The sequence below is a fragment of the Chryseobacterium sp. B21-037 genome, assembly GCF_028570785.1.
Classification (GTDB): domain Bacteria; phylum Bacteroidota; class Bacteroidia; order Flavobacteriales; family Weeksellaceae; genus Chryseobacterium; species Chryseobacterium proteolyticum.
In genome coordinates this window covers 2,384,969-2,398,531 of sequence record NZ_JALGCB010000001.1, presented here as the reverse complement: position 1 = coordinate 2,398,531, position 13,563 = coordinate 2,384,969, and the positions used below count along the sequence as shown (strand labels likewise).

13 protein-coding genes are annotated in these 13,563 nt (G+C 32.5%); 5 read left to right on the top strand and 8 right to left on the bottom strand.

What is annotated here, in order from left to right:
* The first annotated feature begins 60 nt into the window (after positions 1 to 60).
* From MTQ00_RS10515 to MTQ00_RS10505, 3 genes are read left to right on the top strand one after another with little or no spacing between them, the layout of a single operon-like run.
* A complete protein-coding gene (locus tag MTQ00_RS10515; RefSeq protein ID WP_273648859.1) occupies positions 61 to 2,337 on the top strand; it encodes an NACHT domain-containing protein in 2,277 nt (758 codons plus the stop codon).
* Positions 2,306 to 2,614: a hypothetical protein gene (locus MTQ00_RS10510; protein WP_273648858.1), complete on the top strand. Its 309-nt coding sequence runs from the start codon at positions 2,306 to 2,308 to the stop codon at positions 2,612 to 2,614. The genes MTQ00_RS10515 and MTQ00_RS10510 overlap by 32 nt, the downstream gene beginning before the upstream one ends.
* Positions 2,607 to 4,073, top strand: coding sequence for a hypothetical protein (locus MTQ00_RS10505; RefSeq protein WP_273648856.1), 1,467 nt, complete (start codon positions 2,607 to 2,609; stop codon positions 4,071 to 4,073). Before MTQ00_RS10510 ends, MTQ00_RS10505 begins: the two co-directional genes overlap by 8 nt.
* A gap of 107 nt (positions 4,074 to 4,180) precedes the next feature.
* On the opposite strand, the gene MTQ00_RS10500 is transcribed toward MTQ00_RS10505, so the two are convergent.
* The 8 genes from MTQ00_RS10500 to MTQ00_RS10465 all read right to left on the bottom strand — a co-directional run bounded on the left by MTQ00_RS10500 (position 4,181) and on the right by MTQ00_RS10465 (position 12,156).
* A complete protein-coding gene (locus MTQ00_RS10500; RefSeq protein ID WP_273648854.1) occupies positions 4,181 to 4,693 on the bottom strand; it encodes a hypothetical protein in 513 nt (170 codons plus the stop codon).
* A 39-nt stretch (positions 4,694 to 4,732) separates the two neighbouring features.
* Positions 4,733 to 5,038 carry a hypothetical protein gene (locus MTQ00_RS10495; RefSeq protein WP_273648853.1) on the bottom strand — a complete coding sequence of 102 codons (306 nt, stop codon included), beginning with the start codon at positions 5,036 to 5,038 and terminating at the stop codon, positions 4,733 to 4,735.
* Between the two features lie 40 nt (positions 5,039 to 5,078).
* Positions 5,079 to 6,026: a DUF4365 domain-containing protein gene (locus MTQ00_RS10490; protein ID WP_273648851.1), complete on the bottom strand. Its 948-nt coding sequence runs from the start codon at positions 6,024 to 6,026 to the stop codon at positions 5,079 to 5,081.
* Between the two features lie 129 nt (positions 6,027 to 6,155).
* Positions 6,156 to 9,323, bottom strand: coding sequence for a DEAD/DEAH box helicase (locus MTQ00_RS10485; protein ID WP_273648850.1), 3,168 nt, complete (start codon positions 9,321 to 9,323; stop codon positions 6,156 to 6,158).
* A 4-nt stretch (positions 9,324 to 9,327) separates the two neighbouring features.
* Positions 9,328 to 10,122 carry a hypothetical protein gene (locus tag MTQ00_RS10480; RefSeq protein WP_273648848.1) on the bottom strand — a complete coding sequence of 265 codons (795 nt, stop codon included), beginning with the start codon at positions 10,120 to 10,122 and terminating at the stop codon, positions 9,328 to 9,330.
* Positions 10,123 to 10,483: 361 nt separating this feature from the next.
* On the bottom strand, positions 10,484 to 10,837 hold the full coding sequence (locus MTQ00_RS10475) for a cupin domain-containing protein (protein ID WP_273648846.1): 354 nt from the start codon (positions 10,835 to 10,837) through the stop codon (positions 10,484 to 10,486).
* A gap of 19 nt (positions 10,838 to 10,856) precedes the next feature.
* Positions 10,857 to 11,276, bottom strand: coding sequence for a DoxX family membrane protein (locus tag MTQ00_RS10470; protein WP_273648844.1), 420 nt, complete (start codon positions 11,274 to 11,276; stop codon positions 10,857 to 10,859).
* 91 nt (positions 11,277 to 11,367) lie between these two features.
* The gene (locus MTQ00_RS10465) at positions 11,368 to 12,156 is read right to left on the bottom strand and encodes a helix-turn-helix domain-containing protein (RefSeq protein ID WP_273648842.1); all 789 of its coding nucleotides are present in this window, start codon (positions 12,154 to 12,156) and stop codon (positions 11,368 to 11,370) included.
* Between the two features lie 254 nt (positions 12,157 to 12,410).
* Between MTQ00_RS10465 and MTQ00_RS10460 the strand changes: the two genes are divergently transcribed.
* Positions 12,411 to 12,677: a heparan-alpha-glucosaminide N-acetyltransferase domain-containing protein gene (locus MTQ00_RS10460; RefSeq protein WP_273648840.1), complete on the top strand. Its 267-nt coding sequence runs from the start codon at positions 12,411 to 12,413 to the stop codon at positions 12,675 to 12,677.
* 5 nt (positions 12,678 to 12,682) lie between these two features.
* Entirely contained in the window at positions 12,683 to 13,519 is an 837-nt protein-coding gene (locus tag MTQ00_RS10455) for an acyltransferase family protein (RefSeq protein ID WP_273648838.1), read from the top strand.
* Positions 13,520 to 13,563: the final 44 nt, after the last annotated feature.

The following is a 13,563-nucleotide window of genomic DNA, read 5'->3' as shown; positions in this document are numbered from 1 at the left end:
TAATTTGACTTTCCGCTTGATTATAATAGATTAAATTTAACACCTTGAATAAGAAATACAATGTTTTACGAACAACGATATATAAAAACACCAGAAAGTAATTCAGAAATTAAGCTTGTTGATGAGCAGAGCAAAGATACTCTTTCAGATATTTTAGCCCAAAATAACAGAGTTGTTTTACTTGGAAAACCAGGAATAGGCAAGTCAACCGAACTTAATATTTTATTTAATCTTTTAGAGGTAAAGAAGGAAGACGATTTAAATTTTCCGTTTAGAATTGATCTGAAAAACTTTCGCACAGTTTCAAGATTTGAAGATTCAATTCATTTTAAAAAATGGGAAGAACTTCCATGCATAACCTTTATCCTTGACGGACTGGATGAAATTGCTGCTATTCAAGATTTTATTTCAGAGTTGGAAAGCTTTCTAAGTAGGAATGAGGATAAGAATATAAATGTTGTTATTAGCTGCAGAACAAATATTTATGAAAAATATTTAATTAATATTTCAGGGTTTAAATACTTCTATCTTGATGGATTGACAGACAGGCAGATCAATAACATACTGGAAAAACGTATTTCTAAACTATTAAATAACGCTGAACTGAACAAATTCAGAGTCTATTTAGAAAACCCATTTAACTTAAATTTATTTTGTGAATTCTACGAAGATAAAGGATCTTATCCTGAAACTCAAGCAGAATCATGGGATTTATTTATTGAAAATGAATTAAAAAAGCTAACTAAAGATAAGCTCAAGAAAAGGGACGAAATCGTTATTCCTCACGTCAAGGAATGTCTTAAAAAAGTCGCTTTCACGAGTGAATTAATGCAGCAAAATTATATTTCAGAAGATCATGTATATGAACTTTTAGGTAAGGATGATAAATCTACTTTTGAGCAGATATCATTTATAGAAAAGCTACCGAATTCTGAGAACTATACTTTTAGACACAAGAACTATCAAGAGTTTTTTTCTGCCAAACTCTTGGCAGAGTTTAGTGCTGAACAGATTATTTCACTTATTAAAATTACTCCTGAAGAAAATGTGACTAAACCGTCATTGTTTAACACAATCACGTTTTTACTGAATATTGTTGAGGATGATAAGCTGTCCATCATACAAGACTGGCTTCAAGAAAATGAACCTGAAATTTTATTTTTAGCAGAAAAGGGTAGGCTCAGTGACACTACACAGGAGCTGATATTTAGAAGATACTTTAAAGAGATTGCTGTAGAAAAAACATTTTGGTTTGGAAAAGATAGAAGGTTTTCAATTGACAAAATAGCTGAATTTGCAGATATTGATTTTTTGATAGAAATTATTAAAAAAAATGATCATTTTCGAAGTGTTATTTCAGCGTTAGATGTTCTTTCTTTTACCAATTCAAATAGTAGAGATACTGAAATTAAGGATTTATTTAAAGATCTGATATTTTCTGGAGGAAGATATCAAGATGAAGCTCTAAGGTCATTCCGATCAAAAGGTTTTCATAAAAACGATAATGATTTATTTAAGGAAATAGCAAAACATTTCTGCGACGAATTTTCACCAGAAATTAATCATCAGATTATTGGAATGATTGCTGACTTTCATAATGCAGACGAACATTTTGATATTTTCATCAATTCACTATATAAGCTTTATGAGATTAGATCTGAAAGAATTAAAGACAATACGATGCGTGGAACTAAATATCTTTTAGAAAAAATAATCTTAAAAATTAAGAATCCCGAGAGTTTTTTAGCAGTATTAAATGTAATTTTTAATTCCAAATTTGATTTAAAGCTCTCTGATTTCTACAACAAAGATTTCAGAGAAAAACTTATAGAAAAAATTCTACTATTTGTTAATAAAGAAGACGACTTTTTATTCAGAATAATTGATGCTTTTTTACGACCTGAGGATAGCTTCATCTATAGAAAGGATAATATTTTAGTTGAAATAATTAATCGTACGCCTAAAGAGATCAATGCTTTTAGATATATCGTGAATACGTATGGGCTTTCTGATAAAAATTTTCTTCTGCTAAGTCTGTTTACTAATAAAATGTGCGTTGATTTCTTATTAGAAAAATATAAAAGTAAGGAGCTGAAAATTCAGAAATCTACAGATATTAACTACTTGCGACATAGGTATTTTGGAAGCTCATTTGAGTTGGGATATTACTTTGAAAAAGTCTTCAAAGAAGCTGGATATGAATTTCCGGATGATTTACCAAATGGAAAACAGATGGCTGAAGAGGAGGAGAAGAGACGGGAACTCGTCCAAAATAATTTTGAGATTCTTTTCGATAAAAAAAGCTATGGCTTTGAAAGTGGCAGAAGTTTTCGATAAAAATAATATCGAAGACATGACATGGAATATAATTCATGATATTGAATGGAGATGGTATATAGACGAGGATGTTCATGGGATTCAATATTCAGTTTTTAAAGCGATTGCAGCTTCTGTAAGAAATACCGAAAGCAAGACTAAGGAAGATGTGATTAAATATGTTGATAATGATTATTTTCTGCTTTTCCAGATAAAAGATAAAATCAAAGACAGAGAAAGTGAGGGTTTTGAAGTAAAAGAAGAGCATATTTCATATATAAAAAACTCATGTGCTTAAATTCTCTGAAGAATTTAAGTTTAATAAAGTAATCAATATTAAAAGTGATGGAAATTTAGGTCTTTTCAATGGTTATCGATTACTAAAATTGTTATACTTTTTTGATAAAAAGTATAATATACAGTATTCGCAGGATTTTTATTTAAAGACATTAAGATATTGCAATATTTTTAGTAATGCCGAAGGTACTATGGAATATGTTAAAGAGAGGGTCGATAATCTTAAGCTGTTTAATGAACAAGTAGCTTACAATCTAAACAATCAGGTGTTGGATTCAGGTTCGTTAAAAGATCATATCGAATATGCCATAGAAAATAAACTGGAAGAAACTTATGATGTAATTGAAGAGAATTTTTTAAACGACAGGTTCATATATTCACAAAAAGATTTTCTGTCGAAATATATAGATTTAATACCTAAAGCAGAACAGATAGTTTTTCTGGAAAAATGCTGTACAGAAATTGATTCTTACTTGTGTTGGAAAGCTGTTGAAGTAATGATGGAGAAAAAGATCAATGAAAATTTTGTTTTGGACATTGCTAATCAATATCTTGTTGAAAAAAAAGACCCTTTTAGCTTTGCTTCGGATGCTTTAAATGTTCTTTTTCATTGCAATGCAGAAGGTACTTTATTAACATATTTGGAATTACTTCGTGCTTTCAGCCAGACTGTAAGGAATGACTACAGGGATGATTATAATATTAAAGATATCTCTAACTATAGACGTTTAGACGAATTACCTATTTTGGTAGAGATTTTTGAGATTGTATATGATGAAACTTTAAAGAAAGATACTTTTGATTTTCATCATTCTCAAAACCTTCTTAAAGCTTTAATTTCAAGCTTATCAGATACGGAAAAAGGTTATAAAGCCATTCAAAGTATACTTTATAATTTAAAATCAAAAATTTCTGATGATGATGATAAGTTCTTTTATGTTAATATGTTAATAGATGATTCTCAATTATCATATTATGCGTCGATTTCAAAGCCATTTACATTTAAAGAGGCGAAAACCTATTTAGACAATATAAAAAACGACAATATACCAAAAACAATATTTATGGGTGATACTTTTAATTTTAACGGAGGTGATTTTAAGAATTCTCAATTTGGGGGAACAGGCAATACATTAAATGTGTATTCAAATAATAATGATTTTAACAAGGCAAAAGAGATATTAGAAGAATTTGAACAGCTCAAAACTGATAATGAAGAATGGAAGGAAATTTTTACAGAAGGTCTTGCTGATTTAACATCTTTATCAGAAGAGCAGACACAACCTGAGCAGGAAAAGTCTAAAAGTACTTTAAGAAAAGTCCACGATTATATTCTAGATATTGGTAAGAGAACCAATGACTGGAAAAACATAGCTGTTCTTCCGGTTGAATTTCACGATAAAATTCCAAAACTAATGCAGTTAGGAGAAAGTTTACTTAAAATTCTACATTTGAAATAAGTAGCTCATAATTATTGGGGATTGAATCTTATTTTTTTAAAAAACAGTTATCTTGCAATTCGAAATGAGATAACTGTTTTTTGTAAATGAAACTGTTTGATCAGAGATTAATCAAAATTCTTTAAAATTAGAAAATCATTAAAATCGTCTATACAGTAATTACTGATAGCATAAAGTCCCCATTTATAATTTTCATTATTACAGATTTCTGAGTAAATAATTTCACCTAATATTTCCATGTTCTTAAAGGTTGTTTTGACAATTTTACTAAGATATTTTTCAACATCATAATTAAGATTTTCCTCTTCTAAAATATTTGGAAGTAAATTGTCTTCGGAAAATAAGTCTTTGATTGGCATTCTCATGTAGAGTTTTCCTGAATCTCTAGTGAGCATAATATCTTTTCCTTTGTGAATAATACTGTCTCTAATTTTTTTTATATCGTTTAAATCCGATTCAATATATTCCAAATATTTCATTATTTCAGATGGTAATTTGTTGATATTATTTGGTTTTTTAGCATAGGTTACCAAACTGTTTATAGAATCTGTTACTGGATATTGTTTAAGCTGTTTTTCGTTAAGACAAATTTTAATAAAGTGATAGAAGAAATCATACAAACTTCTTAGGTTAGTAAAAATATTCTCAAATATAGACTCTTAATAAATATTACCTTTATAAATACCAATCTCGGTATTATTATTAATTTCCTTAAATAACCCGTAATTAATAGATATATTATGAAGGTCATTAGTATAGCCATTGAGTGCTAATCTAATTTTACCAAATTCTCTTAATTCTTGTTCCGAATAATCTCTTAAAGGCTCACCGGCACTCGAGTAAGTTGAATAATACCAGGAGGACATTACGGATAGAAGTACTGATGAAAAAATATCTTCACCTACCTTAAAACTTTGAGGACCGATCAGAATCGTGCCTTTGATTACAAGTCTTTTTTTATCCATATTGAAGTTTTAAAGATTCATTTTTAATATTAAATCAAGGCTATCGTAATCTTAATTTCAACTGTATTGATTCATCTAAATATTTATCCAAATGAATAAAACTTTCTCCAATTTCATTAAGGGTAAATTCTAATCGATACAAATTGATTTCACCTCCGCCAGTATTAACTGGTCTTATTTCGTTTGCAGGTGGCCGTACATCACGAAAATTCTCACGAGCTCCAACATAGCATTTATCTTCTGGATCCCAAATTCCATAATTTTCCATGAAAGAATCATATTCATCATCATAATAAAAATCATCATCGACGATGAACTCAGACCAAGGATATATAAGAGCTAGCTGCTCAATATAGCCGATGGAATTTGATTCGGAGTTTGATATTTCTATTTCATCATCATTTTCATCTATTTCAAAAATTTTGGAACTCATACCATATCCAAGCTTATTGCACCAGTCTTCGATCTCAATCATAATACGCCTTCCTTCTTTAACTTTGTTGATTAATTCTTTTTGGATAATTAACCTTTGAAGTCGTTTGTTATAACTTGATTCATTTTTAATTGTGCTAAATTTATCAATATTCGATGAGTCTAAGATATTAGTTTTAGGAATGGATATTTTAAAACCTTTTGACAATAGTTCACAGTTTTCGTTTATAATCTGTTCAAAGATTACAATATCAGTGTAGGGATTACATAAAACAATAAAGACAGGTAAAGAGTGGTTTGTCCAATAGTTATAATGATTAATATCACCTCTGTATATTATACAGTCGCCCTTTTCTTCATCGAAATAACTTTCTCCTGTTTTAATTTGCAGAACAAATAATTGCCCAGTCGCTTTTTTATTATCAACAATCTCTACTTCCATGTCAATACCAACATCTGATTGTAGAATTGTTCGTGGAATCCAGCCGAAGGCTGAAAGAATTATAGACTCAACTTTATTGATACCTATTCGATCTATATTATTAAACTGCGTCATTGAAAATGTATAGTGAAAAAGATAATTTTCATAAGACCTTTTATAGGAATTCAGATATTTCCCGAAACTGGAACGTACTTAAGAATTCTGTATATGACAATAGTGTTCAATACTTTAATCACAGTCATACTATAAGCCATTTAGTTTTTTCCAAACCTTTTTATAATCTTCTCCGGATAAAGAAGAATCTAGAGGCTTAGCTTCATTCCAAACATGGATTGTTTGGGTACTTAACCAAGTGCCGACTGAATCAGAAGGTTGATTAAAAATATTACCCCCGACGCTGGCTTGGTAAAGTTCACCTAGCTTTTTAGCAATACTTCTGGGGACATTATTTTTTCTCATCAATACGCCTTCGTCGGTATTAACTCCATAATGAAGATAAGCTGGCAAATTAGCCATCTTTTTCTTATCTATTTCAGACATATTTTCCCAATCCAAACCACTTGTAGGCATTTTTTGCAAAGCGGCCAATCCCCAAGTTGCAGAATTGGCAACAACCTTATATAGAGCTTTTGTCGCTTTTTGTATTGCAGTAGTTGAATCTTCACCAGGATAAAGGCGAGAAGCTATAGATGACATATTTTTTCCATTAACCCAATCTATTACTAATCTTGCAATCGATGTTTTGTCAAGAACTTGTTCGCCACCATTGAGTTCATCCATTGATTTTCTTATTTCATAGGTGTTAAGCATAATCCCAACAAGTTTTTGCATCGTCTGATTTTGTTCAGAAAAGAGTTGAGTTTTGTTCCAGTCATTAGCTGTAATTTCACTTCCTCTAAGCCTTCCAATCATCTGTCGCACAGAGACAGATGAAAAGCCTGTAGAATCTGCGAGATTTGCTTCTGCAAGGCTTAAATTTGAAGCATATCTCCGCAAATGATCACGTAGAAATACTTTTTTATCTTGGGATAACTGACTATAACCAAATGTGCTTTGAAGTTTAAGTTCAAGCTGAGCTAAAAATGTTTCTCGCTGAGTAGTCTGTTTTCTCAAATGAGATATGAACTGCAATATTGCAGACCAACGTTCATCAAAATATAGCCATCTATCAAAGTCTGCATCTGCGTATCTCAATGCGACATCGATGGCATTCACCAACTGAGAATGAAGTTCATCAGATGCTTTTTGAACATAGTTCGTCACCTCAATAAGATCTCTTTCATTTCTAACAGCCATTCCCACCCAGCCCATGCTTTCTTGACCAGCTCTGCCAACTCTACCTGCAAGATTCCAAAAGTCTCGAACTGGCATAGCCCCCGAAAAAGGATAGTTATATGATCCTACTATAACTGCCGAAACAGGAAAATTTATGCCCTGAGCTATCGTTGTAGTGGCAATAATTACCTGAAGCTTCTCATTAGCCATTAAGTCTTCAATAAGAAACCTTATATCATCAGGAAGTGCTGAACTATGAACTGCAATTCTTTTTTCTAAATATCTGGCAAGCGGAAAGTCTTCTCCTAATTCGCTCTTAACGAGTCGCAGTAGCAAATCTACATCTTCGTCTTCCTCATCAATAGCAGGAGAATCATTATACAGTTTCTCTGCTATATTATAAGTTTCGCTTGGACTAGAAGCTAAAATAATAATGGGGGCACTAACATCAAGAATACCTAATGCAAGAGAAGAGGAAATTCTTGACTTTGATCCCGTAACTTGTGTTTTAGTTAAACTGGCATTTACGTATTCAACCATTTGTATGGTTTCTCCAATTTCATAAGTACCCTTATCAGTATGTAGTGGCCGTAGTGTTATATCATAATTCCTGCCTTGACCTTTAACTTCTACTGCTCCTACAACTCTTTCATTAGGCTGCCACCAGTCTAATTCTAGATTGATGACATGGCCTCGGTCACCAGCAAGCCAAGAAGAGATTTCTGCAGAATTGGCAATGTCTGGAGTCATTAACAGGAAGTTAGCTTCCTCACAGTCATTTTTAATAGTTGAAAGTAAAAACTCTAAATTTAAACCTCTAGATGACTCCTCTATATTATGTGCTTCATCAACAACTGTAAGTACCAATGATCTCTCAGCTGAAGTACCAAGCCCTTGACGAATCAAAAGGTTCATTTTCTCGTATGTTGTAACTAGAATGTCAAAATCCGTATGATTTCCATTCTCCTCGACTAAATGCTGTTCAAAGCCATCTAAATCTATTGCGCCACTTGCTTTTTCAACTTTTATTCCGATTGATCCAAGATCTCTCTTTAATTGATTGAAAACTTGATTTACTAAAGCTTTCGTAGGTGCCAGGTAAGCTACCCAGCCTCCTTGTGCCTTGAATTGATTTAGCGCTTGGAGGATTTTGTACTCAGCTATTAGGGTTTTTCCACTAGAAGTTGGTAGATTAATTACCACCGCTCGATGCGCTGGATTTAACAGCCCTCCTTCAATAATAGACTCCCTCTGAGGATATAATAGTTCGAATAAACCATGATCCTCTTTTCGAGAGATGTAATTATTAAATCTCGTAACCCAATTATTAATTCCACGAGTTGTATACCATATTGTATTTCTTATAATTTTTTGAGCGAAAGCATCAAAAAATTGATATAAAAGATTTAAGCTAATGTTTCCCGATTTTTGAGCAAATTCTCTTGCAAAATTTAGGTGATATCGAATTTCTGTCTCAGGTTCGAGTGGGCGACCTTCCAATAAATATTTTGCCAGAATTTCAACATTTTTTGCAAAATGATATAAAGAGACTAATTCAGCTGCTCCATAACCACGCCCCTCTTCATTTATTTCGTTTAAAAAAGAATTTTCAAATTCCGCTTGCTCTTCTCTCAGTTGGTTTATATAAGTTACACCAAGATTTATTTCATGCCATGAATCTTTTTTTACCAAATGCACTAATGCTTTAAAAGATAATGTCAAGATTCTCAGACTCCAGTTTGAGTCTGCTTCTAAAGCGTTGAATACTTCAATGTTTTTCTTTAAATACTGCTTTACAAAATGCCAATGTTCACCTAAATAGCCGAAAGAAATTAGCTTAAACTGCTCGTAGATAAAATACTCATCTTCATTTGAAATAGGAAGTTGGCTAGCTATGTCAAGATAAGTAGAACATAATGCTTTGAATTCAACATTGTCTGTTCTTTCATCCCAAATTTCGATAATTCTCAATTCGCATAACTCTTTAGCAATGGATAAGCGGTGTGAGTTTTCCTCGCTCATTCCAGTATCAGTAAAACGAGCAGAAAGTTTTGTTTGCTGAATGAGCACGCCAATAGATTCAAGCATATCTGGATATGCCTTTTCTAAATAGCTATATTTTAAATTGATACTCATTCTTTTATTCTTTTATAATGGTTTCCCACTCTTCTTTACGAATCGGCAAATATAATGCTAAAAGCTTGATCCCATTCGGTTCCAAAATATGATTTTTTAACCTGTCATAACTTATTGATACATCTCTAATATCTGATTCAATATCTCGTACCAATACTCCATAAAGCTGAAAATTAGATGGTCCGGAATAATAACTACGCTCACTTGCATCAAAGTCTATTTTGAAAGGATGTCCATCCGGATAGTGTCGCATTTTATTTTTGAGGTAAGAAATAAGTATAAACCTTTTATTTCGATTACTATAAAGTTCACTTAACTGCTTTTCGATGCCATCCGCATACGTCATGACTTGCGGAGGGCGGTTAGCTGTCTCAGACGAGGTTTTGACTTCTCCAAAAAGAAAAACTACTTGTCCATCAATCTCTGTGAATCCGACTAAATCTGCTCCGGTTTTATTTCCTTTGGGATTTCTCGCATCGCGATTTTCATTCCAATGAAATCTACAGACAAACTCTTGTTCAAGCATGATTTCAGCATAAGCCTCACCAATGCGAAATTGTTTTAATTCCATTTGTTCGTCAAGTAAACTTTGAATATCGGCTATTAAGTCCGCGTTGGCAGCAAATCCCGTTTCTTCTTGGAGAGCTCTAAGGCGAGCAAGCGAATCATGCCACTCCTCCCGATCAAGTAAATTGTCCTTTACACTTGTTTTTAAGTGTTCGCGACATTCATTTTCATCCAAGGATATGCCGTGATAAGATCGATGACCAGCGTCTATCTGTTGAAAAATAACATTCATTAACGGTTTCTAGTTTATAACGCAATTTACAAATTATAAACTTTAAATATTACGGCTTTCCGTAATAATGATGAAACAACAAAAAAAATTAAAAACAATAGAATCCTTATAATATTTTATTAAAATTAAATAGTAAATCAAATTTATATATCAAGAAAGAACTTACTATTATCTTGTCTAGAAAATATATTATTAAATTTGTACCATATTTGTATCATTTAAATGTAACTAACTGGTTGTTAGATCATATTATATTAGAAGAAGTGAAATAATAAGTTGTAAGTATATACTTACCTTTAATAATATAACCGCAGTAAAAGATTTTTTTACTGCGGTTTTTTTATAATAGAGGAGTTGTCTTTTAAAGAATTTCAACCTCTTCAGGGATCATAAAGAAGATCAGACATCCGTTTTCTGATTTTACAGAGTGTTTAAAGTTAGGAGGTGTATACAAATAATCTCCTTTTTCCAAACGTGCTCCGGCAATAATAGCATCTCCTTCCATAATAAACAATTCTTCTCCTGCCGGATGATTGTGATAAGGATAGCTTGCTCCCGGTTCAAATTTTAAAAGAATTGTGGTTGATCTGTTCTTTTCAGGATCAAATTTCAGAGATTTAACGAAAATGCCTTCATAGTGAATTCCTTTTTCAATTAAAGGTTGCCATTCTTTTTGTTCTGTTTTTACGATGTAATCGTGAATGTTAGTGTTCATTGTAATTTATTTTTAATTGTTATTGATTCAAAAGATCTTCAAGGGTCCACTTATAATGTGGAAAAGTACTGAGTAAAAATGCTCCGGCACTGAATGCAAATACTGAATAATCCAAAGGCTCTTTAAGTCCAAAAGAAAAAGACATTGCTAAAGCAAATAATAAAGTGAGGAATGATGCAAATAAAGCTGCTTTATGGATTTGGTATCCCACCAATAATAAAATACCGAGCGACAACTCTATAATAGTTGATGCCGTTGCAATGAATGGTGCTAATGACCGGGGTAAGAATGAATTGGTTTCTGCGGTATAGTTTACAAAATTTATCCATCCCGAAGACCGGTTTCCCCAAAGTCCCAATCTGCTGGCAGTAGCGGATAAAAATCCGGTAGCAAGGGCTATTCTTAATAGAAAAACAGCTATGTCCTGTCTCGCTTTCATACTCATTATTTTATTGGTTGAATTATAAGTACAAATTTCGCGAATGACTCGTAGCTAAAGAATAGACAATCCCGGGAAAAGCATATAAGATTTAGTTTTTCACTGCCTTTTGATAATCCTTGGGAGATAAGGAAGTATGCTTTTTAAAGAAGTTTGAAAAGTAAAAAGGATCATTGAATCCCAACTGATAAGCGATCTCTTTAACCGTGAGCTTTTCGTAGAGCAATAATCTTTTAGATTCGGAAATAATAAGACTGTAGATGACGTTCAGTGCTGTTTTATTGGTGTGCAATTTAGAGACCTCATTGAGCTTTGCTTCTGTAGTCCCCAGAATATCGGCAAAATAGGATACCGGATAGTTCTGCGAAAAATTACGGCGGACATTTTCCAGAAACTTTAAAAATAAAGCATCAGGTTTCCAGATCTCATCACCATTTGCAATTTTACTGCGATTGATTTCTATTAACAATAATTCAACCAATGAATGGGTAGAAATGAGATATTGATAAGGCTTTTCATTTATTTCATCTTCAATCTGTTTAAGTGTTTCTGTAAAGAAGTCCGGACGGTGTATCGTGATCTTTTCATTCATACCGAAATGGCAGAACAGTCCGTTATGGAAAATGAGCTCTATATCGCTGTCGCTTTTACTGAAAAAATCAAGCGTGAATTCAAGAGCCGTTAATTCGCCTTCAACAGATTTTAACTGATGAAATTGTCCTGAGGTAATGGTTACGGTTTGATTGGCTTCCAGAATAAAAAAATGCTCGTCAATCAGAATTTCAGCATGCCCGCTCTTGCACCAGAACAGCGTATACCTAATGACACGCCTAGGTTCAGGGTGTCCCTTTTGATCTGAGTATTTTTTTATATCAATCATTTTGTTTATTCTCTAATGTAAGCAGCATGAGCCCGGAAATGCATTCATCTAAATTACAAAAAAGTTAAAGTAAAAAATAAGCGGGAAATAATATTAATAAACCATTGGATAAAATACCGATGAAATTGATCATGGAACTTGATTATTTATTTTAAATAAGTATATTTGTTTTTATTTAGAATTAATAAAAATTAAATTTTAACAAACTAAAACAGTTTGATTATCAACTATATCTATTGAATTAAAACAGAACTATGGAACAACTCAACAAAAGAATCTTAACATTGGACCTGATAAAAGGAATGAGTGTAATAGGGATGATTATCATTCATACCTTACTCATATTTGCCAATGTGAAATCACAATCAGATACGGCAATTGGAAGTTTTATTGTCTTTTTAGGAAGAGGAACTTCTATTTTTCTGATTTGTATGGGAATCACATTCATGACTTCCAGCCATCAAAGTTTAACAAGTGCCATCAAACGGGGAGGTTTACTTTTATTAGCAGCTTTTTTATGAATTTTATGAAGTTCATTGTTCCCGTAATTTTAGGTTTTGCTCCTGCACATTTTATCGAAAAATATGGATGGCATGGTCCGATAGAGCAGCAATATCTATATCTGGCACTGCTGGGGGATATCTTGCAACTGGCAGGAATGTCTCTCCTTTTTGTAGGATTTATCAGGAAATATGTGAAGAATAAATATGGTATCCTTGCGATAGGTCTTTTGGTGGCCCTTGTATCAAGAGAAGTAAGCGGTATTCATATTAATTTTCCCGTCGTTAACTATATTCTGGATCTTCTTTTTAATAATGATTTTCCTGCTTATGTGTATTTTCCTGTTTTTCCATGGATGTCTTTTATTATTATCGGAATGTTTTTTGGGAAATGGTTTCAGGAGCTGAATTATAACGGGCCGCAATTGTTTAAAAATATGCTCTGCGTCGGGCTTATATTTATTGCCTTAGGTGCTCCTTTGGTTTTTATGTATGGGAATTATCACTACAATGGTTTTTATCATATGGGGCCTGGAGGTGTAATTTATTTTGCAGGATGGACGCTGATATTTCTTTGGGCTATTTTCAGACTGACAAGTAAGGCAAAGGAAAATACATGGATGAAAGTTTTAAAATATTGCAGTAAAAACCTCACCTCCATGTATATGATACAATGGATATTGATTTCATGGGGAAAAGGGATTTTTGGATACAGACAGCATGGAATTGCATTTGTCTCAATCCTGATTCTCTTTTATATACTGCTCACTTTTTTAGTTCAGAACACATTGGACATTGTAAGGAAAAAAGAACCTTTGATTGTCTTCCGACGTATTTCAGTGGATGAAACAGTGTTAAAATAATAGTGCAAATATATATAGATACCAGACGGAAAACCAGCAGTTTT